22 protein-coding genes and 1 pseudogene are annotated in these 23,614 nt (G+C 64.5%); 6 read left to right on the plus strand and 17 right to left on the minus strand.

What is annotated here, in order from left to right:
* Window positions 1-13 precede the first annotated feature (13 nt).
* Window positions 14-1,699, minus strand: a complete 1,686-nt coding sequence (locus tag BMX04_RS14445; RefSeq protein WP_074787631.1) for an NAD(P)H-dependent oxidoreductase subunit E — start codon at window positions 1,697-1,699, stop codon at window positions 14-16.
* Between the two features lie 325 nt (window positions 1,700-2,024).
* On the opposite strand from BMX04_RS14445, the gene BMX04_RS14450 reads away from it, so the two are divergent.
* Both BMX04_RS14450 and BMX04_RS14455 read left to right on the plus strand, forming a co-directional pair.
* Window positions 2,025-2,408, plus strand: coding sequence for a hypothetical protein (locus BMX04_RS14450; protein WP_074787632.1), 384 nt, complete (start codon window positions 2,025-2,027; stop codon window positions 2,406-2,408).
* 175 nt (window positions 2,409-2,583) lie between these two features.
* A complete protein-coding gene (locus BMX04_RS14455; RefSeq protein ID WP_074787633.1) occupies window positions 2,584-3,978 on the plus strand; it encodes a helix-turn-helix domain-containing protein in 1,395 nt (464 codons plus the stop codon).
* On the opposite strand, the gene BMX04_RS14460 is transcribed toward BMX04_RS14455, so the two are convergent.
* From BMX04_RS14460 to BMX04_RS14470, 3 genes are all read right to left on the minus strand, one after another.
* On the minus strand, window positions 3,975-4,538 hold the full coding sequence (locus tag BMX04_RS14460) for a type II secretion system F family protein (RefSeq protein ID WP_074787634.1): 564 nt from the start codon (window positions 4,536-4,538) through the stop codon (window positions 3,975-3,977). The genes BMX04_RS14455 and BMX04_RS14460 overlap by 4 nt on opposite strands.
* On the minus strand, window positions 4,529-4,744 hold the full coding sequence (locus BMX04_RS14465) for a hypothetical protein (RefSeq protein ID WP_074787635.1): 216 nt from the start codon (window positions 4,742-4,744) through the stop codon (window positions 4,529-4,531). Before BMX04_RS14465 ends, BMX04_RS14460 begins: the two co-directional genes overlap by 10 nt.
* Window positions 4,745-4,953: 209 nt before the next feature.
* Window positions 4,954-5,847: a hypothetical protein gene (locus BMX04_RS14470; protein WP_074787636.1), complete on the minus strand. Its 894-nt coding sequence runs from the start codon at window positions 5,845-5,847 to the stop codon at window positions 4,954-4,956.
* Between the two features lie 252 nt (window positions 5,848-6,099).
* Here BMX04_RS14470 and BMX04_RS14475 point away from each other — a divergent pair, with 252 nt between their 5' ends.
* On the plus strand, window positions 6,100-7,146 hold the full coding sequence (locus BMX04_RS14475; RefSeq protein ID WP_074787637.1) for a DMT family transporter: 1,047 nt from the start codon (window positions 6,100-6,102) through the stop codon (window positions 7,144-7,146).
* A 16-nt stretch (window positions 7,147-7,162) separates the two neighbouring features.
* On the opposite strand, the gene BMX04_RS14480 is transcribed toward BMX04_RS14475, so the two are convergent.
* The 9 genes from BMX04_RS14480 to glpD form a co-directional block, all read right to left on the minus strand.
* Window positions 7,163-8,314, minus strand: a complete 1,152-nt coding sequence (locus tag BMX04_RS14480; RefSeq protein ID WP_074787638.1) for a glycosyltransferase — start codon at window positions 8,312-8,314, stop codon at window positions 7,163-7,165.
* Between the two features lie 68 nt (window positions 8,315-8,382).
* On the minus strand, window positions 8,383-9,870 hold the full coding sequence (glpK, locus tag BMX04_RS14485) for a glycerol kinase GlpK (protein ID WP_074787639.1): 1,488 nt from the start codon (window positions 9,868-9,870) through the stop codon (window positions 8,383-8,385).
* 94 nt (window positions 9,871-9,964) lie between these two features.
* Window positions 9,965-11,683: an ABC transporter substrate-binding protein gene (locus tag BMX04_RS14490; protein WP_074787640.1), complete on the minus strand. Its 1,719-nt coding sequence runs from the start codon at window positions 11,681-11,683 to the stop codon at window positions 9,965-9,967.
* A gap of 44 nt (window positions 11,684-11,727) precedes the next feature.
* Complete coding sequence (locus tag BMX04_RS14495; RefSeq protein WP_050661055.1) at window positions 11,728-12,000, minus strand: DUF2160 domain-containing protein; 273 nt, start codon at window positions 11,998-12,000, stop codon at window positions 11,728-11,730.
* Between the two features lie 13 nt (window positions 12,001-12,013).
* A complete protein-coding gene (locus BMX04_RS14500) occupies window positions 12,014-12,844 on the minus strand; it encodes a carbohydrate ABC transporter permease (protein WP_050661052.1) in 831 nt (276 codons plus the stop codon).
* A gap of 112 nt (window positions 12,845-12,956) precedes the next feature.
* Window positions 12,957-13,832: a carbohydrate ABC transporter permease gene (locus BMX04_RS14505; protein WP_050661051.1), complete on the minus strand. Its 876-nt coding sequence runs from the start codon at window positions 13,830-13,832 to the stop codon at window positions 12,957-12,959.
* Entirely contained in the window at window positions 13,832-14,926 is a 1,095-nt protein-coding gene (locus BMX04_RS14510; protein ID WP_074787641.1) for an ABC transporter ATP-binding protein, read from the minus strand. Before BMX04_RS14510 ends, BMX04_RS14505 begins: the two co-directional genes overlap by 1 nt.
* 10 nt (window positions 14,927-14,936) lie before the next feature.
* On the minus strand, window positions 14,937-16,022 hold the full coding sequence (locus tag BMX04_RS14515; protein ID WP_074787642.1) for an ABC transporter ATP-binding protein: 1,086 nt from the start codon (window positions 16,020-16,022) through the stop codon (window positions 14,937-14,939).
* 16 nt (window positions 16,023-16,038) lie between these two features.
* Window positions 16,039-17,646, minus strand: a complete 1,608-nt coding sequence (glpD, locus tag BMX04_RS14520; protein ID WP_074787652.1) for a glycerol-3-phosphate dehydrogenase — start codon at window positions 17,644-17,646, stop codon at window positions 16,039-16,041.
* A gap of 290 nt (window positions 17,647-17,936) precedes the next feature.
* Here glpD and BMX04_RS14525 point away from each other — a divergent pair, with 290 nt between their 5' ends.
* Complete coding sequence (locus BMX04_RS14525; RefSeq protein ID WP_050661049.1) at window positions 17,937-18,707, plus strand: DeoR/GlpR family DNA-binding transcription regulator; 771 nt, start codon at window positions 17,937-17,939, stop codon at window positions 18,705-18,707.
* 75 nt (window positions 18,708-18,782) lie between these two features.
* Here the strand turns inward: BMX04_RS14525 and BMX04_RS14530 are convergent, their stop codons facing one another.
* The 4 genes from BMX04_RS14530 to BMX04_RS14545 are packed head-to-tail and all read right to left on the minus strand — an operon-like array spanning window position 18,783 to window position 22,895.
* A complete protein-coding gene (locus tag BMX04_RS14530) occupies window positions 18,783-20,891 on the minus strand; it encodes a molybdopterin-binding protein (protein ID WP_175477379.1) in 2,109 nt (702 codons plus the stop codon).
* The gene (gene mobB / locus BMX04_RS14535) at window positions 20,888-21,379 is read right to left on the minus strand and encodes a molybdopterin-guanine dinucleotide biosynthesis protein B (RefSeq protein ID WP_074787644.1); all 492 of its coding nucleotides are present in this window, start codon (window positions 21,377-21,379) and stop codon (window positions 20,888-20,890) included. Before mobB ends, BMX04_RS14530 begins: the two co-directional genes overlap by 4 nt.
* The gene (mobA, locus tag BMX04_RS14540) at window positions 21,376-22,008 is read right to left on the minus strand and encodes a molybdenum cofactor guanylyltransferase MobA (RefSeq protein WP_074787645.1); all 633 of its coding nucleotides are present in this window, start codon (window positions 22,006-22,008) and stop codon (window positions 21,376-21,378) included. Before mobA ends, mobB begins: the two co-directional genes overlap by 4 nt.
* Entirely contained in the window at window positions 22,005-22,895 is an 891-nt protein-coding gene (locus BMX04_RS14545) for a formate dehydrogenase accessory sulfurtransferase FdhD (RefSeq protein ID WP_074787646.1), read from the minus strand. Before BMX04_RS14545 ends, mobA begins: the two co-directional genes overlap by 4 nt.
* A gap of 56 nt (window positions 22,896-22,951) precedes the next feature.
* On the opposite strand from BMX04_RS14545, the pseudogene BMX04_RS14550 reads away from it, so the two are divergent.
* Both BMX04_RS14550 and BMX04_RS14555 read left to right on the plus strand, forming a co-directional pair.
* A pseudogene (locus tag BMX04_RS14550) lies at window positions 22,952-23,275 on the plus strand (AzlC family ABC transporter permease); the annotation flags it as partial.
* Between the two features lie 86 nt (window positions 23,276-23,361).
* Window positions 23,362-23,614, plus strand: a 253-nt coding sequence (locus BMX04_RS14555) for a transposase (RefSeq protein ID WP_139194571.1), incomplete at its 3' end; no start/stop codon positions are given.

Here is a 23,614-nt window from a genome sequence, read left to right on the forward strand (position 1 = left end):
GACGGTGCCTGCCTCAGATTTCGTCGGCGAAATGCTTCATGGTCAGGCGAATTGGGTTTGGCGCGGCCTGCCCCAGACCACAGATCGAGGCATCGGCCATCGCCGTGCACAGCTCTGCCAGCAGCGGTTGGTCCCAGGTGTCGGCCTGCATCAGCTTGACCGCCTTCTCACAGCCGACCCGGCACGGCGTGCACTGCCCGCAGCTTTCATCCTCGAAAAACCGCAGCATGTTGAGCGCCGCATCGCGGGCGCGGTCGTGATCCGACAGGACCACCACGGCGGCCGAGCCGATAAAGGTGCCATGCGGCTGCAACGTGTCGAAATCGAGCGGCACGTCATCCATCGAGGCAGGCAAGAGACCCGAAGACGGCCCGCCCGGCTGATAAGCCTTCAGCGTATGGCCGTCGAGCGTGCCCCCAGCCGCCTCGATGATGTCGGTGATGGTCGAGCCGGCCGGCAGCAGGTGGACGCCAGGATTTTTCACGCGCCCGGAGACCGAGTAGGAGCGCAGCCCCTTGCGACCGTTCTTTTCGACGCCGGAGAGGATCTCGCCACCCTCGCGCAGCACGCGCGTGACCCAGTAGAGCGTCTCGACGTTGTTGACGAGCGTGGGGCGGTTGTAGACCCCGACCTGCGCGACGAAAGGCGGGCGGTGACGCGGCAATCCGCGCTTGCCCTCGATCGATTCGATCATCGCCGATTCCTCGCCGCAGATATAGGCGCCCGCGCCACGGCGCAGTTCGATATAGCCCTCGGCGACGATATCCGCATCCTCCAATGCCTTGATCTCACGGCGCAGGATTTCCAGCACGGCGGGGTATTCGTCGCGCATGTAGATAAAACAGCGCTCGGCCTCGACCGCCCATGCGGCAATCAGCATGCCTTCGAGAAAGACATGCGGTTCGCGTTCGAGATAGTAGCGGTCCTTGAACGTCCCCGGCTCGCCCTCGTCGCCGTTCACGGCCAGGTAGCGCGGCCCTTTCTCGGCGCGCACGAAGCCCCATTTCTTGCCCGACGGAAAGCCCGCCCCACCAAGCCCGCGCAGCCCCGAATCAAGCAGCGTCTGCTGCACGGTCTCTAAATCGCCCCGTGCGCGCAGGTCTGCAAGCGTGGTGTAGCCGCCGGATGAGGTATAGGCCGCAAAGTCTTGATATTCCGGAAGATGTGCGTGGGTGTCGCCCGCCGCAATCGCCGCCTGCACCTTTTCGGGCGTGGCGTTGTCGATATGGTTGTGGCCGAGTTCCAGCACCGGCGCGGTATCGCAGCGGCCCATGCAGGGCGCGCGCAGCACGCGCACCTGCGCCGGGTCCATCCCCTCCTCCAGCGCCGACTTGAGCGCTTGAGCGCCCGCCATCTCGCAGCTGAGGGAATCGCAGACCCGGATGGTCAGCGCGGGCGGCGGCGTCTCGCCTTCCTTGACCACGTCGAAATGCGCGTAGAAAGTTGCCACCTCGTAAACCTCGGCCTGCGCGATGCGCAATTCCTCAGCCAATGCTCTCAGATGCGCGGCAGACAGATGGCCGTATTCGTCCTGAATGAGATGCAGATATTCGATCAGCAGATCGCGCCGCCGTGGCCCGTCACCCAACAGCGCGCGCACCTCGTCCCATGCCTGATCCTCAAGCTGGCGGCCCTTCGGCGTGCGCCGCCCTTTGCCCTTGCCCGATTTCCAGACGCCCTTGCGCTCATCCAGTGCCATGCGGTCATCCTCGCTTTACCTTGCGCGACATCTAACGCCCGCCGGAATGCCCTGCGGGATCAAAAACGACATTTACCCCGCCAGATGCGTTCCGGCGTCCGAATATCACGAAATCCAGCCGGTCTTGCTCTCTGCGCGCCGCCAATGCGAGGCCAACATGCCAGACCATAACCGCATGACAACCGAGCCAAGGGTATGCCCCTCCACGTTGCAACTAGTCACCGGATGCGACCCGACACCGTTGCCACAATCGGGATGGGCGCCGCAGGCTGGTACAGGCAGGTTCCCTCTGGCGAGGCGCCGCGCGATCTGGCAAGCTGACGGGATGCGAGTCCTGATCCTCATTGCCGCCCTCGGCACCCCGGCCCATGCGCAGATGAGCGCCGAAGACTTCGACGCCTATACGCGCGGCCACACCTTCTATTACGGCGCAGGCGGGCAGGCCTATGGCGGCGAGGAATATCTCGACAATCGCCGGGTGCGCTGGTCGTTTCTCGATGGTGAATGCCAGGAGGGGTATTGGTACGAGCAGGACGATCTCATCTGTTTCGTCTACGAGAATCGGCCCGACCCGCAATGCTGGAGTTTCGAGCGTACGGGCAGCGGGTTGATCGCCCGCTTCTCTGGTGAAACCGTCATGTCGGAGCTTTACGAGGTCGAAAGATCCAGTGAGCCGCTGATGTGCCTGGGGCCAAGGATCGGCGTATGACTTTAGATTTATATCTCAAAAATTTGATTTATCCACGGTGCAATCGCCTAAAGTTTTCATAATCGAACATTTTGCCCGTGGCGTGGAAAGTTCATGCTCAGGTGTGTTTTGCTTGCCCAAATGAGTTTGCAAACCTACTTTGTAACATAGCTAATCTGCAAAAATTGGGGGGTTCATGGCCACTCAGAAACTCTATGCCGGGGCCAAGCTGCGCGAGACGCGGCAACGGCTCAACCTCACGCAAAAGGACTTCGCGGCCAAGCTTGGCGTGTCCCTGCCCTATCTCAACCAGATGGAGAACAACAACCGCCCGGTCTCGACCACGGTGGTTCTGGCGCTGGCGCAGGAATTCGGCTTTGACGTCACCGAACTCAGCACCGGTGATGCCGAACGGCTGGTCAGCGACATGCGCGAGGCGCTGGCCGATCCGGTGTTTGGCGATCCACCCCCGCTGGCCGATCTGCGGCTCACTGCCTCGAATGCCCCGGCGCTGGCGCGCGCGTTTCTCGAACTACACAGCGCCTATCGCCAGACCCATGAGCGGCTGGCCTCGCTCGACGAGGCCCTGGGGCGCGAGGATGCGCGCGGCCAGACCAGCGCCTGGGACGAGGTGCGCGATTTCTTTCACTATTGCGACAACTATATCGACGCGGTCGATCATGCCGCCGAACGCTTTGCCGAGGGGGGGGCGCGCGCCGAGATCGACACAGTGGCCCTGCGCCGCCTCAAGGAGATCGGCGTCACGGTGACCGAGGCGGATACCCCCACCCTGCGCCATTACGACCGGTCCACCGGGCTGCTGACGCTCTCGACCCGCGCCGCCCCCGAGACCCGGCGCTTTCAGCTTTTGCTGCAACTCGCACTTCTGACGCAAGATCAACTGCTGGAGGCAACGCTCGATTTCGCCCGATTTCAGTCCGAGGGCGCGCGGGCTATCGCCAAGATCGGCCTCGCCAATTATTTCGCCGGGGCGGCGCTCATGCCCTACGGGCGGTTTCTGGCAGCAGCACAGGAGGTGCGCCACGATCTGGAGATCCTCGCCATGCGGTTTGGCGCGTCGGTCGAGCAGGTCTGTCACCGCCTCTCGACCCTGCAACGCCCCGGGGCCAAGGGCATCCCGTTTTTCTTTGTCCGGGTCGATCAGGCGGGCACGATCACCAAGCGCCATTCCGCCACGCGGCTGCAATTTGCGCGCTTCGGCGGGGCCTGCCCCTTGTGGAATGTGCATCGCGCGTTCGAGACGCCGGGCCGCTTTCTGCGGCAACTGGCCGAGACGCCGGACGGGGTGCGCTATATCAGCCTTGCCTGCGATGTCAGCAAACCGGGGGGCAGTTTCGGAGCACCGGTGCGCCGGTTTGCCATAGCTTTAGGGTGCGAGGTCAAGCATGCGGGCGATCTGGTCTATGCCGACGACCTCGACGTGACCAATGCCCGCGCGTTCGAGCCCATCGGGATTTCCTGTCGCATCTGCGAGCGCACGGAGTGTCACCAACGCTCAGTGCCCCCCTTGGAACGACGGCTTCAGGTCACGCCGGACGAGCGCGGGGTGCTGCCCTACCGCGTCGGTTAGCCGACCGAGGCTTGCAGATCGAAGATCGGCAACAGGATCGCCAGCACAAGTCCGCCCACGACCATCATCAGGAGCGGGTCAATGAGCGCCGACACGCGCTTGCGCTCATTGGTGAGCCATGTCTCGACCAGCACCGCCGCGCGTTCGGTCATCCGACCAAGACGCGCGGATTTCTCACCTGCATCAACGAGTTGGCGACAGACAGGGGGAATTAGGCTCATCCGCACCAGCCCCTGACTCAGGCTTTCGCCCGAGCGCACGGCCTCTGCGAGATCGAGCGCCTCGTCGCGAAACCGGCGGATGACCAGCACGTCGCTTGCAGAGGTGACGGCATCGACCACGGTCTGACAGCTGGAAATGACCAGCGCCAGCGTGCGCAGGTATTGCGCCGCCGCCGACAGTCGCAAGAGCCGCCCGATCACCGGCAGGCGCAGGGCCATGCCGTGCCAGCGGTCGCGCACTGCGGGCACGCGCAATGCGAAGATCAGGCCGAAAATGCTACCCGCAACGCCGACGCCAAGCGCGATCCGATGCGCCTGCACCCAATCGCTCACCCCCATGACGAACTGCGTGAGGGGCGGCAATTCGCGCCCGTCACCGCGAACATCGCGGCGATCTCGGGGGCGACATTGACCATCAGGATGCCGCAGACCAGCAGCGACACGGCGGCCACGAAAGCGGGATAAATCAACGCCGTGGCCAGTTGCGCGCGGTCCGTGCCGACGCTTTCGAGATAATCCGCCAGCCCCTCAAAGACCCCCGCCATAGCCGAGCCCCACAGCCGCGATCAGCAGCAAGACACCCTGACCGCGCATCACCTCAGCCCCGCATCTCGGGGCGCGGGCCGGACCGGCCCGGCAGTCGCACGGGAAACCGCATCGGGCATGTGTTCAGCTGTCTCATCTGACGGGTCATTCAAATCAACGTGGATCAACGCCCAGAGCATAGACCAGAGCGGCGGGGCACGGCAACTCTCTAGAACGCGTCCGGCAACGGTGCCACGCTCAGCGGAAGGCGCCATGTGGCGGGATCGGTGCGTTCCCCCTCGGGCCGCGCGAGCAGGACCTGCGCGTGGAAATGCCCGGTGGTCTCGGTCCCGTCTGTTTGGTGCCCTGCGGCCTGCGCGTTCGCGATGGCGCGCGCCTGCTCCTCGGTGCTCTCGAAGCGGCGATGCACGAAGGGCGGCAGCGGCAGAACCTCCTGTACCATGCCATGCGCGCGCAGCACCTCTGCCGCCGCCGCGCGCTCATTGCCGCGAATGGGCGAGGTCATCAGCCACGGCTTGACCGGTCCACAGGCCGCCAGCATGCGATCGAGCGCGCGCGGCATGAGCTGCGCGACCGAGCCGCATTCGACGATCAGGTCCGCTTGCGACAACTCAAGCGCGAGTGCGCCTGACGGATCATTGGTCTCCAGATCCTCGGCAAAGGCCGCCTCGAACAGCCCAACCTGCGCGCCATAGGCCACCGCATTGGGCATCACGTCGAGCCCGGCAAAGCGAATCGTCCCATCCCGCCAGCGCCGCTCTGCCAGCCAGTTACGATCCCAATCCATCACCTGCTGCGGCGTCGCGGCCTCGAACTGCGGCGCGCGGTAGCGGCGTAGCACCTCCTCCAGCGTCACGTCATGGCCCATCAGCAGGCTGACAATCCCGTAACTGCTTGCGAAATCGAACACCCTCGGCGCATCTATCCCACGCAGGCGCATCACCTCATCCAGCCCCGCGCGGAACGCCGCCACCGCATGATGCTGATTGCGATAGCCCAGCGCATCCATCATCCGGAAATAGGCTCGGCAATCGGGCTGATCGTAGGTTTCATCAAAAATCGTGACGAAATCGGTGGTCGGCGTCTCTTTGGGCGGGGTCATCGGCGTGGCATCTCTCTGGCTTCGGCGCGGGCGGCACCGGGGCCAACGTTGCCCCGCAACGGGCATTTTACAAGAGCAATCACGCAGGCCCTCACGCGGGCGCACGCAACCGTGAGACGAGAGCGCGCGCCGGTAACAATATTACGCGCCGCTTTCCGCAACGTGAACCGGCGTGTGGCCACATGGCTTGCGCAAATCACTGATTGGGCGCACGCTGACCTCAGCCAAACCATTTTCATCAGGATGGCAGCGATGAGCCAGAGTTCCTCCCAGACCATGCCCGACAACTCCCGCGTTCTGATGGGGGCGGGCCTCGCGTGGCTGGCGGTGTTCATCTTCGCCGCTGGCAATTCCATCGTGTCGCTGCTCGTGGAAATCGGCATGCAGAACCAGGTGATGGGGCGCAATGTCATCACCTATTGCAACCTGCTCTTCGTCGGCTCGCTGATGTCGCTGGTGCCGATGAGCTTCATGTTTTGGCGCGAATGGACGATGGAGAACCTGCGCAAGCTGACGCGCAAACACTGGATGATCCTGACGCTCTCGGCCTTTTTGTCCTCGGCGCTGACGCCGGGGCTGTTCTTTTATGCGCTGGAGAAGACCACCGTGACCAATGTCGTCCTGATGGGCCGGATCGAGCCGCCGCTCTTTCTGCTCGCGACCTGGCTGTTCCTGCGCGAGGAATTCGAGCCCTGGGCCTTCGTTGCCGGTCTGGTGGCGCTCTGCGGCGCGGTCCTGATGCTGTGGCTCAACGGCGGTGGTGCGTTCGAGCTGGGCAAGGGCGAATTCGGCACGCTGCTGGCGACGCTTTCGTATATCGCCTCGACGCTGGTGGCGCGCACTGGGTTGCGCGGCATCCCTCTGGGGATCTACGCGATCTACCGCACCCTGGTGGGCACCATCTTTTACTTCTTCCTCGCGATCTACCTGTTCGGGCCGGACCATTTCCAGGATGTGTTCCACCCGCTGGTCTGGGAATATGTCTGGATCTACGCGCTGATCGTAGTGATCGGCGGGCAGTTCGCCTGGGCGCTCGGGCTGAAATACGCGCGCTCCGGCGATGTCTCGCTGGCCACCTCGTTCTCGCCGCTGGCCGCGATCCTGATCGCCATGGTGCTCCTTGGTGAGGACCCCGGCCCCGGCCTACTGCCCGGCGGCGCGATCATCCTGCTGGCCATTGGGATCGGGCAATACGGGCGTCTGCGCTCACGCCGTGCGCGCGAGGATTGCCCGAGCGTGGCCGCAGCGCGCGCACGTGCGATGGAGCATGAGGGCGAGGTGAATTTCAAGGGCGCGTGAGACACGCAATACAATGTCATCCTCGGGCTTGACCCGAGCATGACGGCTCCTGCGCTACGTCACCCTCGACGCGGAACACCTCGCGCAGGGCAACCTGCGCCGACCCGTCCAGCCGTTCCAATGCCGCGCGCTTGATCTCTGCCCCTTCGGCAATGTCGACGGAGATATCGCCAACGGTCTCCCCCGCGCCCGGCATCCGCCACAGCTCCACCGGCAAGGCCGTGGCGTGGCGCGTCGCGCAGGACCGGGCCGCCGTCAGGGCCGCCCCCTCCCCGGCAATCACCGTCAGCCGCGCCGCATGCGCGGAGGGTGCCACCCCGGACAGATCGTCCAGCGCTACGATCCGCGCCGTGGGAAAAGGCGCGACCGCCTCCGACAGCACGTCCAGTCCCGGCCCTTCGCCCAAGGCAAACGTCACCCGCGCCCCCGACATGAGCTTGCGCGCCGCGTGGCCAAGCGCCGTGCGAAGGACCGTCTCGGGCCGCTCGGTCACCACGATCACCTCGCCCAGCAGATCAAGCGGCTGGCGCGACAGGAAGAACGCCATGATCTGCTCGGCCATGCCGTTGTAATGGCTCACATCTCGCGCATCATGGACGATCCGCCCGATATCGACCTCGGCCACCTCGGCTCCGGCCGCATGGACGCGCAGCATCACGTCGAGATCCACGGCATAATCGCCGACCAATTCGCCATGCGCGATGCGCGACTTGTCAAAGAGGTAGATGCCGGTATTGGGCGCGCGCAGGCGCCCCAGCCCCGGAAACATGCCCGCCAGCGCCGGGCGTACCAGCAGGCGGGTCATCGGCATGTTGTCCTTCGGGTCGTTCCACGCGCCCTTGATCAGCCCCACGCCGGGCGCGCGCGCCCGGATCATGTTGGAAAAAAGCCCCGTGTCGAACTTGTCGAGATCGGCATCGACCTTCATCACCCAGTCGTGCCGCGCCGCGCCGATGCCGGTGCGCACCGCGTGGCCCATTCCGGGGCGTGTCTCGGTCACCACCTGCGCGCCCGCGCCAGCCGCCTCGGCGGCAGTGGCATCGGTCGAGGCATTGTCGATCACCACCACCTCGGCGATCCCGGCCATGTCGCGCAACACCCGGACCACGCGCGCGATGGTCTGCGCCTCGTTGCGGGCGGGCACGATGACGGAAATCAGGTCTGGCATGGGCACTCCTGCGCGCGGTGTCGCATGACTGTAGGCGCAGCGTCAGGGCTGCACAACGGGGTGCCGGATCAAAACGCCAGCGTCGCCTCGACCGCGCGTTTCCACGCGTCGGTTTTCACCTTGCGCTCCGCCGGGTCCATCCGCGGCAGAAATTGCCGCTCCAGCGCCCATGTCTCGGCGAATTCGGCCTGCCCGGGATAAAGCCCGATCTGCATCCCCGCCAGCCACGCCGCCCCGAGCGCCGTGGTCTCCAGAACCTCGGGCCGGTCCACGGGTGCGTCGATGATATCCGACAGGAATTGCATCGCCCAATCGCTCGCGCTCATGCCGCCGTCTACACGAAGCACCGCATCCGCTCCATGCCCGGCCCAGTCGTCGCGCATCGCCTGCAAGAGATCGCGGGTCTGGAAGCCCACACTTTCAAGCGCCGCGCGCGCAAATTCCTCGGGTCGCGAATTGCGCGTCAGGCCAAAGATCGCTCCCCGGCACTCCGGCCGCCAATAGGGCGCACCAAGGCCGGTGAAGGCGGGCACAAGCACCACGTTCTGATTGGGATCGGCCTTTTCGGCCAGGGGCTGCGTCTCGCTCGCATGACGGATCATCTTGAGCCCGTCGCGCAGCCATTGCACCACCGCCCCCGCGACGAAGATCGAACCCTCCAGCGCATAGGTCGGCTGACCATCCAGCTGATAGGCAATCGTGGTCAGCAGGCGGTTTTTCGACACCACCGGCGTCGTACCGGTATTCAAGAGCGCGAAACATCCCGTGCCATAGGTCGATTTCAGCATGCCCGGCTGAAAACACGCCTGCCCCACGGTCGCCGCCTGCTGATCGCCCGCGACGCCGCGAATGGGAATTTCGCGACCGAAGAGATCGGCGCGCGCGTGACCGTAATCATCGGCGCTGTCGCGCACCTCCGGCAGCATCTGCATGGGGATGCCGAGCAGGTCGCAGATCGTCTCGCTCCAGCGTCCCTTGCGGATATCGTAAAGCAGCGTGCGCGCGGCATTGGTGGCGTCGGTGGCATGCACGCGGCCGCCGGTCAGCTTCCAGATCAGGAACGAGTCAACCGTGCCAAACAGCAGATCACCCGCCGCCGCCTTGTCGCGCGCACCCTCGACGTTCTCCAGTATCCAGCGCAGTTTCGTGCCCGAGAAATACGGATCGAGCAACAGCCCTGTGCGCTCGGTCACCATCGGCTCGTGCCCCGCCTCGCGCAGTTGCGCGCAGTAGTCGGCGGTGCGCCGATCCTGCCAGACGATGGCGCGGTGAATGGCCTGTCCGGTGTGGCGGTCCCAGACCACCGTGGTTTCGCGTTGATTGGTGATGCCGATGGCGGCGACATCGGCGATATTCAGCCCCGCCTTTTCGATCACCGCGCGGCAGGTGCCCGCCGTGGTCGACCACAGATCGCTCGCCTCATGCTCAACCCAGCCCGATTGCGGGAAATGCTGGTCGAATTCTTCCTGAGCCACGGCCCTGATCCGCATCTGCGCGTCGAACAGGATCGCGCGACTCGACGTGGTGCCCTGGTCGATGGCGAGGACATGGGTCATGGGGTAATCCGTATGTTAAAGCGGTCATCCTCGGGCTTGACCCGAGGATGACGGAAGGTACCGGGGCGCGCAGCACGCGCCCCGGTTAAATCGCTTACTGCCAGGACTTGATCAACTCATCATAGGCGATGGTCACAGGCTCTTCGTCCTCGTTCTCCAGCGCCGCCTTGGGGGCGCCGGGCTGGCTCAGCCAATATTCAGAATCCCGCTCTTCGTTGAGCTTGGGCCCGATATCGCCCTGAATGCCCGCACGTTCCAGACGCTGGAGCACCCGCTCCTGATCCTCGCACAGACCGTCGAGCGCCTCTTTCGGGGTCTTGGCCCCCGACATGGCGTCACCGATATTCTGCCACCACAGTTGCGCCAGCTTCGGATAATCCGGCACGTTGGTGCCCGTGGGCGACCACTGCACGCGGGCAGGCGAGCGGTAGAACTCGACCAGACCGCCCAGCTTGTCGGCGCGCTCGGTAAAGCTGTCGTGCTGGATCGTCGACTCGCGGATGAAGGTCAGGCCGGTATGGGCCTTCTTCACGTCCACCGTCTTGGAGGTGACGAACTGCGCATAGAGCCATGCGGCCTTGGCGCGGTCCACGGGGGTGGATTTCATCAGGGTCCAGCTGCCTGCATCCTGATAGCCCACCTTCATGCCGTCCTCCCAGTAGACACCGTGCGGCGAGGGGGCCATGCGCCACTTGGGCGTGCCGTCCTCGTTCATCACCGGCAGGTCGGGCTTGACCGAGGCGGCGGTGAACGCCGTGTACCAGAACATCTGCTGCGCGACATTGCCCTGCGCGGGGATCGGGCCCGCCTCGGAGAAGGTCATGCCAGCCGCCGCCGGGGGCGAATACTTCTCAAGCCATTCGATCGCCTTGGTCACGGCATAGACGGCCGCCGGGCTGTTCGTCGCCCCGCCCCGCGCCACGCAGGAGCCCACGGGCTGCGAGTTCTCGTTGACCCGAATGCCCCATTCGTCGACCGGCAGGCCGTTGGGCTCACCCACGTCTCCCATCCCGGCCATCGACATCCACGCGTCGGTATAGCGCCAGCCAAGGCTGGGGTCTTTCTTGCCGTAATCCATGTTGCCAAAGACCTCGGTCTCGACACCCATATGGCTCAGGTCGCGCCCGGTGAAGAACTCGGCGATATCCTCATAGGCCGACCAGTTGACCGGTACGCCCAGATCATAGCCATAGGCCTCCTTGAAATCGGCCTGGTTCTTTTCGTCGTTGAACCAGTCATACCGGAACCAGTAGAGGTTCGCGAATTGCTGGGTCGGCAACTGATAGACCTTGCCATCGGGGCCGGTGGTGAACGACAGCCCGATGAAATCGTCGATATCGAGCGTCGGGCTGGTCACATCCGCGCCCTCGCCCGCCATCCAGTCGGTCAGGTTACGCACCTGCTGATAGCGCCAATGGGTGCCGATGAGGTCAGAATCGTTGACATAGCCGTCATAGATATTCTCACCCGACTGCATCTGCGTCTGCAGCTTCTCGACCACGTCGCCCTCGCCGATCAGGTCGTGCGTGACCTCGATGCCGGTGATCGCGGTAAAGGCTGGGGCCAGCACCTTGGATTCGTAGCTATGGGTGTCGATGGTCTCCGACACCACCTTGATCTCCATGCCCGCGAAAGGCTGCGCCGCGTCGATGAACCATTGCATCTCGGCTTCCTGCTCGGCGCGGGAAAGCGACGAGAGATCACCGATCTCCTCGTCGAGGAAGGCCGTCGCGGCCTCCATATCCGCGAAGGCGGGCCCGGCCATCAGGCCCAGCGTCACCAGCGCGGTGGTTGTTTTCATTCGCAAGTTCATTGATTTTCCTCCCTATCAGAACTCTTGAAGTGGATGATGCCTGTCTAGACCCAGCGGAACACCGCCGCAGCATAGATCAGGCAGACGATCAGCGCATAGGGTTGGTTCGCGCCGACAAGTCCGAGCCAGGCCAGATTGATGAAGGCCGAGCCCAGAAGCGTGATGAAGAGACGATCGCCCCGCGTCGTCTCGATCCTGAGTATCCCCACACGCGGGGTCTCGGGGAATTTGAGGGCGAGCACCGTGAAGGTGATCAGCAGCCCCGCGATCGTCAGGAAAAAGATCGCCGTGGGCCATGTCCAAGCCATCCAAGCCATGTTCAGTCCTCCCTCATACGCGGCCCAAGGCAAAGCCCTTGGCGATGTAATTCCGCACGAAATAGATTACGAGTGCCCCCGGCACGATGGTCAGCACCCCCGCCGCTGCGAGCACGCCCCAGTCCAAACCGCTCGCCGACACCGTCCGCGTCATCGTCGCGGCAATCGGCTTGGCGTCCACACTGGTCAGCGTGCGGCTGAGCAGCAGCTCCACCCATGAGAACATGAAGCAGAAGAACGCCGCCACGCCCACGCCCGACGCGATCAGCGGCATGAAGATTTTCACGAAGAAGCGCGGAAAGGAATAGCCGTCGATATAGGCGGTCTCGTCGATCTCCTTGGGCACGCCGCGCATGAACCCCTCGAGGATCCACACCGCCAGCGGCACGTTGAAGAGCGTATGCGCCAGCGCCACCGCGATATGCGTGTCGAATAGGCCGACCGACGAATACAGCTGAAAGAACGGCAGCGCGAAAACGGCGGGCGGGGCCATGCGGTTGGTCAGCAGCCAGAAGAACAGGTGCTTGTCGCCGAGGAAATTGTACCGGCTGAACGCATAGGCCGCAGGCAGCGCCACCGCGACCGACAAGAGCGTGTTCATCGTCACGTAGATTATCGAATTGACATAGCCCATATACCAGCTCGAATCCGTCAGGATCGTCACGTAGTTCTGGAACGTCAGGTTCTGCGGCCAGAGCGAGAAGGTGCCGAGGATCTCGTCATTGGTCTTGAGGCTCATGTTGATGAGCCAGTAGATCGGCAGCATCAGGAACAAGAGATACAGCAGCATCACCCAGTTGATCCGGGGCAGGCTGCGGGCGCGCGTTGTGGTTGCAGTGCTCATCGGCTCAAGCCCTCCCGCGCCATGTCATCCTCTGGCGTGACCAGAGGATCTCTTGCCCCGCAGATCCTCGGGTCGAGCCCGAGGATGACGACTGCCTTGGCGAGACCAGACATCACTTGCCCTCCCGTTTGTCGAGATTGACCATCACGGTGTAGAACACCCATGAAATCAGCAGGATCACGAGGAAATACATGATCGAGAACGCCGCCGCCGGGCCAAGGTCGAACTGTCCCAGCGCCATCTTCACCAGATCAATCGACAGGAAGGTGGTGGCGTTGCCAGGGCCCCCGCCGGTGACCACGAACGGCTCGGTATAGATCATGAAACTGTCCATGAAGCGCAAAAGAATGGCGATCATCAGCACGCCCATCATCTTGGGCAACTCAATGTAGCGGAACACCGCCCAGCGGCTCGCCTGATCGATCTTGGCGGCCTGATAATAGGCGTCGGGGATGGATTGCAGCCCGGCATAGGCCAGCAGGGCCACCAGCGAGGTCCAGTGCCACACATCCATCACGATCAGCGTGACCCAGGCATCCAGCGCATCCTGCGTATAGTTGTAATCAACCCCGATCGCATCCAGCGTATAGCCCAGAAGCCCGATATCGACCCGGCCGAATATCTGCCAGATCGTGCCCACCACGTTCCACGGGATGAGCAGCGGCAGCGACATCAGCACGAGGCACAGCGACGCCCAGGCACCCCGCTTGGGCATGTTGAGCGCGACGAAGACGCCGAGCGGGATTTCGATGGCGAGGATCGTCGCGGAAAAGATCGCCTGCCGCCGCAAGGCGTTCCACATCCGGTCATCCTCGAGCAGTTCGCGGAACCACATCAGCTTGTCATCAAGCGGGTAGAACTCTCCGGCGAAGGCATCCTGAATGGAATAGTTGACCACCGTCATCAGCGGAATGACGGCAGAGAACGCCACCAGAATGAGGACCGGCAGCACAAGGAACCACGCCTTTTGATTGACCGTCTTGTCCATCACGCGGCCTCCTCTGTCTTGGATTTGGGGGCCACGCGCCAGTCGTCGGAATAGACATTCACCGCCGCCCGGTCGAACACCACGCGGCTCAGGTCGGCGGGCACCTCTGCGCCCTCGGGGGCGATGGCATTGACCGCCTGCCCTTCAAAATCGCAGCGGATGATCTTGTGGCGGCCCACATCCTCGACCCGCTTGAGGCGCACGGCAAGGCCGTCTTGGCCCTCGGCCATCGCCACGAATTCCGGCCGCACCCCGATCTGCACACGCCCGCCGGGCCGCCCGTAATCGGCGCCAAGCGGAATTTCCGTGCCGCCCACGATGGCGGTCGCACCTTCGACCCGCGCATCCAGAAGGTTCATCCCCGGTGACCCGATGAAATACCCCACAAAGGTATGCTCGGGCCGCTCGAACAGTTCTTCGGGCGTGCCGACCTGCACCACGCGCCCATCATGCATCACCACCACCTTGTCGGCGAAGGTCAGCGCCTCGGTCTGGTCGTGGGTGACATAGATCATCGTGTGCCCGAACTCGTGATGCAGCGCCTTCAATTGCGTGCGCAACTCCCATTTCATATGCGGGTCGATCACCGTCAGCGGCTCGTCGAACAAGAGCGCATGCACATCCTCGCGCACCATACCCCGGCCAAGGCTGATCTTCTGCTTGGCATCCGCTGTCAGCCCGCGCGCCTTGCGGCCCAGTTCCGCCTCCATCCCGATCATCTTGGCGATGGTCTGCACCCGCTCGGCCACATAGGCCGGTTTCGCCCCGCGATTGCGCAGCGGAAAGGCCAGGTTGTCGCGGACGCTCATGGTGTCATAGACCACCGGAAACTGGAACACCTGCGCGATATTGCGCTCTGCGGTGACCTGACCCGTCACGTCCTGATCATTGAACAGGATGCGCCCCCGCGACGGGTGCAACAGCCCCGAGATGATGTTCAAGAGCGTGGACTTGCCACAGCCCGACGCTCCCAGAAGCGCATAGGCCTCGCCATCGCCCCAGACGTGATTGAGTTCCTTGAGCGCATAATCGTCCTCGCCGCCGGGATTGGGCAGGTAGCTATGCGCCAGATTGTCGAGCGTGATCTTTGCCATTCTCTCCCCCTCAGGCGGCTTGCGCATAGGGCGCCGGGGCCACCAGCGCGCCATGGGTTTCGAACACATAGACATGCGCGGGATCGAGATAGACCCGCAAATCGCTGCCCGGCTCAAGGTTGCGCACCCCGTGGATCAGCCCGACCCAGCGCTCGCCATGATGATCGAGATGCACGAAGGTTTCCGACCCGGTGATCTCGGTCACGCTCAGCGTGGTATCGAACGCCATCACCTCACCATGCGCCTCCAGCTCCAGATGATTGGGCCGGAACCCGGCGATATAGTCGCCATCCGCCAGATCAGCCATGCCGCCGATCGCAGCGGCACTCTGCCCATCGCCGAAACTGATCCGCGCGCCGGATTTGGTCACCGGCAGGAAATTCATCGGCGGGTCGCTGAAGACGCGCGCGGTGGTGGCGTCCTGCGGCTGACGGTAGACCAGCGGCGTGGGCCCGAACTGCGTGACGCGCCCCTCCCACAGCGTGGCGGTGTTGCCACCCAGAAGCAGCGCCTCTTCCGGCTCAGTCGTGGCATAGACGAATATGCTGCCCGCCTCTTCGAAGATCTTGGGGATTTCGGCGCGCAATTCCTCGCGCAGCTTGTAGTCGAGATTGGCCAGCGGTTCATCGAGCAGCACCAGACCGGCATCCTTCACGAGCGCCCGCGCCAGCGCACAACGCTGCTGCTGTCCGCCCGACAGCTCCAGCGGCTTGCGGTCCAGCATCGGCGACAATTGCATCAGATCGGCGGTCTTGCGCACCGCCGCGTCGATCTCGGCCTTGGATTTACCCATCAGTTTCATCGGCGAGGCGATGTTGTCATAAACGGTCATCGACGGGTAATTGATGAACTGCTGATAGACCATCGCCACCTTGCGATCCTGCACGCGCATGCCGGTCACGTCCTGCCCCTGCCACAGGATCCGGCCCGTGGTGGGCGCATCGAGCCCCGCCATCAGCCGCATGATCGAGGTCTTGCCCGAGAGCGTCGGCCCAAGCAGCACATTCATCGTGCCCGCCTCGAGCGTCAGATCGGTCGGGTGGATATGCACCCGCCCGTTGACCCGTTTCGACACCCCCTCCAATGTCAGCGTCATTCGCTCTTGTCCCCGCTCATCCTTTGGCGGCACGCGGAGCGGCATCGGTCGCGCCCTGCTCTTGCCGCATCCACTCGTCTAGCGCCGCAATCTGCTCCGGGCGCATCTTCAGCCCCAGCCGTGTGCGCCGCCAGACCACATCCGCCGCCTCGCGCGCATATTCCCGGCGCATCTGCCAGCGCACCTCGGCGCCGGTCAGCGTCGCGCCAAAATCGGGGCCAAGATCCGCCGCCGATTGCGCATCGCCCAAAATCTCCCGTGCCTCGGTGCCATAGGCACGCGCCAGGCGCCGCGCCCAGTCCGGGCCGAGGAACGGATAGGCCGCCTGCAAATCCTTCACCAGCCGGTCGAACCCGTCAACGGCGAAATCCCCGCCGGGCAAGGCCACGCCCGCGGTCCAGTCCTGTCCTGCCTTGGGAAAGTAGGGCGTGATCTTGGCCAGCGCGGCCTCGGCCAGCTTTCGATAGGTGGTGATCTTGCCGCCGAACACGTTGAGCAGCGGCGCGCCCTGCCCCTCGCTCAGCGACAGCACGTAATCGCGCGTCGCCGCCGTGGCCGATTTCGCCCCGTCATCATAGAGCGGCCGCACGCCCGAATAGCTCCAGACAATGTCGTCGCGCGTCACCGGGCGCTCGAAATACTGGCTGGCGAAATTGCACAGATACTCGGCCTCGTCCGGCGTGCATTCGGGCGTCACATCCGCATCCGTATGCTCGGCATCGGTGGTCCCGATCAGTGTGAACTCGCCCTCGTAGGGAATCGCAAAGATGATCCGCCCGTCGCCGCCCTGAAAGAAATAGCACTTGTCGTGATCATAGAGCTTGCGGGTCACGATATGGCTGCCCCGTACCAGCCGCACCCCCTCCGAGGAGTTGAGCCGCAGCGTGTCGGAAATCACGTCCTTGACCCAGGGACCGCCCGCATTGACCAGCGCACACGCCTGCACGACGTCGACTGCACCGGTCTCCTGATCCTCCAGCGTGACGGCCCACAAATCACCCTTGCGCTCAGCGGTCCGCACCTTGGTGCGCACCCGGATGCGCGCGCCGCGCGCCTCGGCATCGCGGGCGTTGAGCACGACAAGGCGGCTGTCCTCGATCCAGCAATCGGAGTATTCAAACGCCTGTGCGAACTTGTCCTTGAGCGGCGTGCCCTCGGGCGCGTCACTCAGGTCGAGCGTGCGGGTCGCGGACAGGATCTTGCGCCCGCCCAAATGGTCATAAAGAAACAGCCCCAACCGAACGAGCCATGCCGGTCGCCGCCCTTTCATCCAGGGCATCACGAGGCTGAGGATGCGCGAGGTCGGCGTTTCCGCCTCGAAGCGCATGTCGCGGTGATAGGGCAGCACGAACCGCATCGGCCAGCTGATATGCGGCATCGCGCGCAGCAGCGTCTCACGCTCGATCAGCGCCTCGCGCACCAGCCGGATCTCGAAATATTCCAGATAGCGCAGCCCGCCGTGAAACAGCTTGGTCGAGGCCGAGGAGGTCGCCGAGGCCAGATCGTTCATCTCGGCCAGTTCGACCGACAGACCGCGCCCCGCTGCATCGCGCGCGATGCCGCAGCCGTTTATGCCGCCGCCAATGACAAACAGATCAACGATGTTGTCCTCGCGGCTTTCCACGCGCCCCTCCTCCAAAGGTGTGAGCGGAAACGAACCATTTTTCGCGGCGTATCGTCAAGAAATAATGTTCGTTTATTTTCTTTTTAATTCGCATCCGCTGATTTCATTAGGAAAATCTTCAGAGATCCCACATTCTGACCGGCCGAAGCGCGCGTGATCGTATCTGACGCAACGTCAAACGCGCAGAAAACCGTCCGATTCGGGCGCATATGCTGCAATGCGGCGGAGGCGGTGCTTGCAAGCGGCATCAAAACGAACATAATCGAACCGAACCACGATCAAGGCCCGCCATGTCGCAAACCTTCCGCCAGCCCGATATTCTCGAGATTGCCCGCGCCGAAGGCAAGGTCATGGTCGAGGACCTCGCCGAACGCTTCGCCGTCACCGTTCAGACCATCCGCCGCGACCTCACCGAACTGGCCAATGCCGGCAAGCTGGAGCGCGTGCACGGCGGCGCGATCCTGCCCTCGGGCGTCAGCAACATCCTCTACGAGGAACGCCGCCGCCTCAACGAGCCCGCCAAACAGGCCATCGCCCGCGCCTGCGCCTCTGCTATCCCGGATGACGCCTCGCTCTTTCTCGACATCGGCACCACGACCGAGGCAGTAGCCCGCGAATTGATGGATCACCGCAACCTGATGGTGGTCACCAACAACATGAACGTGGCGCAGATCCTGCTCGCCAATACCGATTGCGAGATCGTCGTCGCCGGTGGTGCGCTGCGGCGATCGGACAATGGCCTTGTCGGCAACCTGACCGCGCGCACCATCGAGAATTTCAAGTTCGACTACGCGATTCTGGGCTGTTCGGCGATGGATGAAGACGGCGACATGCTCGATTTCGACATTCAGGAAGTGGTCGTCGGCCAGACCCTTCTCAATCGCTCGCGCGAGGTGTTTCTGGTCGCCGATCACTCCAAGTTCCAGCGCAGCGCGCCGGTGCGCATCGGCTCGCTGCGCGATGTCGACCAGATGTTCACCGACGCCACCCTGCCCGCCCGCCTGACCGAGAATTGCGTCGCATGGGGCACGCAGGTGCATGTCGCGACGCCGAACCCCTGATCCCGGCTTCATCTTGCCAAAAATATTCCGGGGGTGTCGCGCTTTCGCGCGACGGGGGCAGCGCCCCCAACCCGGTCAGCCCCCCAGAAAACTGCCGAACGGGATATAGCGCACCGGATCGCCGGGCCGGATTTCCGCAGGCCCACCGGGCAGTTCCACCAACCCCTCGGCCCAACTCAGCCCGCTGATCCGGCCTGAGCCTTCGGATTTGAACACCTCGGCGCGACCATCCCGGATACGCGCGCGCAGGTATTCCCGCCGCCCCGGCTTCTTGCGCTTCTCGAACCCCGCAGGCACGTCGAACCCCTGCGGCACATGCCAGCCTGCGCCCGACAACACCGCCATCGCAGGGCGCGCAAAGATCAGCGTGCACACGAGGGCCGCCACCGGATTGCCCGGCAGACCAAAGACCGGCACACCGCCCCACATTCCCAATGCCAGAGGCCGCCCCGGCTTGAGCGCGATCCGCCACTCCGCCATCGCCCCCGTCTCGTTCAACAGTGCCGAAACGTGATCCTCATCCCCCGAGGACGCCCCGCCCGAGGTCAGGATCACATCCGCCTCCTTCGCCCCCCGGTCAAGCGCGTCGCGCAGGGCAGCGCGATCATCGGACACCCGACCAAGGTCCACGAGGTCATAGCCCATCTGCTGCACCAACGCGCCGAGCATGGGCCGGTTTGCATCGTAAATCTGCCCCGCGCGCGCCTGCGCTCCGGGCTCGATCAACTCATCCCCGGTCGAGATCACCGCCACGCGCAACCGCGCGAAGACCGGCAGATCGTCGAGCCCCACAGCCGCGCAAAGCGCCAGATCGGCAGGCGTCAGCACCCGCCCCGCGTCCAGCACGGTGGTACCAGCCTCCACATCCTCGCCCGCGCGCCTTGTATTGGCCCCGGACCTCACGCCTGCGCGAAACGCGATGCGCCCGTCGCCGACGGTCACATCCTCCTGCAGGATCACGGTATCCACGCCATCGGGCAGCGCCGCGCCGGTCAGCACCCGCACCGCATGCCCCGGCGGAACCGCACCCGGATACGGCACCCCCGCCGCCGCGCGCCCCTCGACCAGCGACAAGACCTGATCGCCCTCAGTCAATGACGCATGGGCAAACCCATACCCGTCCACCGCCGTGTTGGCCTCTGGCGGGCTCGCCCGCCGCGCCGTCACCGGCGCGGCAAGCACCCGCCCGGCGGCATCCCCAAGCGGCAGCACCTCCTGTCCGACCACCGCGCGCAGCCGTTCGCGCAGCAGCGCCAGCGCCTCCTCTACCGGCGTCCAGTCCACGCCCGCAGGCAGCGCGAAACAATCGTCGCGCAGCGGCGGCGGCCTCAACGTGTCGTCGCAGGTCGCCATCAATTCCTCTTCATGCCCGAGGCCCAGGATCCAGCCCTCCTCAGGCGCATCCACCGCCAGCATCTCGGCCAGCCGGTCATGGGGCAATCGCGCCAGTGCACGCGCCAACAGCCGCACCTGATGCGCATCGCGAATGCCGCCCTCGGCCTCGGCGCGTTTTACGGCGGCATTGATCAAGCCCGGCCAGATTTCGACCACCGCCACAGGCTTGTCCAGCACCTCGAACGGCCACACCGCCACCTGCCCGTAGAACATCCGCCGCAACCGGTTGAGCACCGGCAACCCGGTCAGCACCTGCCCGCCGACGGCCCCGGCGCCGCCCATCTGCCAGCAGGTAAAGGTGCCCGGCGCCTGTGCATCCGCCACGCGCCGCTCAGCCATGCCATGCCCCGCGCGCGTGTCCTTGCGCGGCAGATCGGCGATCTCGCGCTGCAGGCCATTGAACCAGAACGGCCCGACCCCGGGGAACCGCCCGTTGATCTCGCCCGCCACGTCAAAGCGGTTATTGCCGTCAGGCGCATCCTCGATCACCGTTTCCAGCCAGTCCCAGACCGCGAAGGGCGTGTCGGCGCCAGTCAGGGCCTCCGCGAAGCCGGCCGGAAATCCGAACGGAAAATCCACCCCGATCAGCAGCCTGCGCCCCGCCGCGCCCTCTTCCTCGATCAGGCGTGCGAGCGCCACCTCGGCCTCTGTCCGGTTGCGCAGGTAGCGCGGGGCCTCGTCCACCCCGTCGCGCGTGACCCCCAGCCAGATCGCATCCCGGCAGGGGGTTGGCCCGGTATCGTTGCCGCCCGACCAATCCAGCATCGCGACTGTGTCAAATCCCGTCAAAGCCCCACCTCTGCCAATATGAAATCCGCGATCCCGCGCGTATCATTCAGATCGAAGACCGGCCGGTCCAGATCCAGCGTCACATCGCTTGCCACCGCGCGGATCGTCGGATCATCGGGGGCAATGAGCGCATTGCCCGTCTCGGCGCGGAACGCCTCGATCTTGGGGTGGCGGTCGCGCTTGTAGCCCTCGACCAACACCAGATCGACCGGGCTCAGCTTTTGCAACAGCACCTCCAGCGAAGGCTCCGCCGCCTCGCGCAACTCGTGCATCAGGGCAAAGCGGTTGCGCGACGCGAGCAGCACCTCGCGCGCCCCCGCCACCCTGTGGCGATGGCTGTCCTTGCCCGGATGATCCACGTCGAACGTGTGATGCGCGTGCTTGACCGTCGAGACGCTGAAGCCCCGCCCGGTGATTTCCGCCACCAGCCGCTCCATCAGCCCGGTCTTGCCGGCATTCTTCCAGCCGGTCACGCCGTATAATCTCATGCCGCCGCCCTCCGTTGTGCCTCGGCCAGATCCTCGGGCGTGTTGACGTTGAAAAATGCATCCGCCTCGTCAAAAAGCGCCTCGCGCCCGTCGTGCTTATCCGTCCAGAGCACGACCTTGCGCAGCCCGTCCTCCAGCGCGGCGCGCAGGTCGTCGCGCAGCGCCACCGGCCAGAGGCCGAAGGTCGGATGCCGCACCTGCCCGCCCCGGCTCATGGACTTGGTCTCTTCCTCGCCGCGCGGCGTCGCGGCAAGGACCAGCGGATGCGCCATGCCCTCCGCCGCCGATCGCAACGTCGCCACCAGATCACGCGGGAAGAACGGCGTGTCGGCGGCCACCGTCACGATCGCCTCGGCCCCCTCGCCCGCCGCCCAGTCGAGCCCGGCGAGAACGCCGGCCAGCGGCCCGGGATAGTCTGCAATCGGATCGGGCAGCACCGGCAGACCGAACCCCGCGAACCGTGCCGGGGCGCCATTGGCATTGAGCGCCACCGCCCCCACCTGCGGCGTCAGCCTTGCCAGCACATGGTCGAGGATCACGCCATCGCCAAGCGCCAACAGCCCCTTGTCACCACCGCCCATCCGCGTCGCCTGCCCCCCGGCAAGGATCACCCCGAGCGGCGCACTCATACCTCGCCCCCCTTGCGGCGGTGCTTGGGGCTTTCCTCATCGACGCTCGCGGGTTCCGCGTCGCGCAGCACCCGCTCCTCGCCCGCGAGACAGACGAACCGCTTGCCCCGCATCCGGCCAATCAGCGTCAGCCCGACCTGCCGCGCGATCTCGACCCCCCAGGCGGTAAAGCCCGAGCGCGAGGCCAGCACCGGAATGCCCATCATCGCGGTCTTGATCACCATCTCCGAGGTCAGTCGCCCGGTGGTGTAGAGCGTCTTGTCGCCCGCGCTCACCCCCTCACTCAGCATCCAGCCCGCGATCTTGTCCACGGCATTGTGACGGCCGACATCCTCCATGTAGACCAGCGGTTGCGCGCCCTGACACAGCACCGTGCCATGGATCGCCCCGGCCTCAAGATACAGCGACGGGGTGCGGTTGATCTTCGAGGCGAGCGCATAGAGATCCGAGGTCTTCACCTCCACCTCAGGCAGGCGCACGCCCCCCAACCCCTCCATCATGTCGCCAAAGACCGTGCCCACGGCACAGCCGCTCGTCCGGGTCTTCTTCTTCAGCTTCTCTTCATAGGTGGTCTGCCCGTCGGTGCGCACCACGACCGTCTCGAGGTCCTCGTCGTAATCGACCCCGCGCACCACCTCGCCCGTCGCCAGCATCCCCTGATTGCGCAGGAACCCGAGCGCCAGGTATTCGGGATAATCGCCGATGGTCATCGCCGTCACGATTTCCTGACCGTTGAGAAAGATCGTCAGCGGGCGTTCCTCCACCACCGAGATGCGCGACGGCTTGCCCTCGTGGTCCACCCCCTCCACCACCCGCGTCAGGCGCGGCGCGGCAGGGTCTGGCGCGATCACATAGCCGGATAGGTCATCGCTCTGGGCCAATTGCATCTCCTCCTTGCATTGGATAGGCGGTGTCGGGACAGGCGGTCATTCAGGGGCGGACGGTGCCAACTCAAACCACCAAATCGATCTATTGGCAAGGCGTGCGCGACGGCGCGCCCTTCATCCTCGTGATCGTGCCGTTCTCGCTTCTGTTCGGCGTGGTCGCGACCGAGGCCGGGCTCAACATACTGGAAACCATGAGCTTTTCCGTGCTGGTCATCGCCGGGGCGGCACAATTCACCGCGCTGCAACTGCTGGGCGACGGCGCGCCCACCCTGATCGCGCTCGTCTCGGCGCTCGCGGTCAACCTGCGCATGGCGATGTATTCGGCCTCGCTGACCCCGTGGATCGGCGAGGCCACGCTCGGCCAACGCGCGATTGCCGCCTAAAGGCTTATCCCCTTCGTTCCGGCGGCACAGGATGTTGTGCCACCGGGCTTGCAAATCTGTGATGTTCGCTTATTGTTCCGCTCATGCCAGCCAGATGGAAAAACGATAGACCTATGTCCCGCCAAGCGTTCGACGCGCTTTTTTTCGATGAGGAAGCGTGTTCGGAGTATCTGGCAGAACGACGCTGGCCGGACGGCTTCGTCTGCCCCTCTTGTGGCACCTGCAAGGGTTGGCCTCTCAAGCGAAATCGGGCGACCTGGGAATGTGCTGGCTGCGGGCGACAGACATCCGTGACGGCTGGCACGGTGATGCACAGCAGCCACCTGCCATTGCGGA

Source organism: Roseovarius tolerans, assembly GCF_900109855.1.
In the GTDB taxonomy this organism is placed as follows: domain Bacteria; phylum Pseudomonadota; class Alphaproteobacteria; order Rhodobacterales; family Rhodobacteraceae; genus Roseovarius; species Roseovarius tolerans.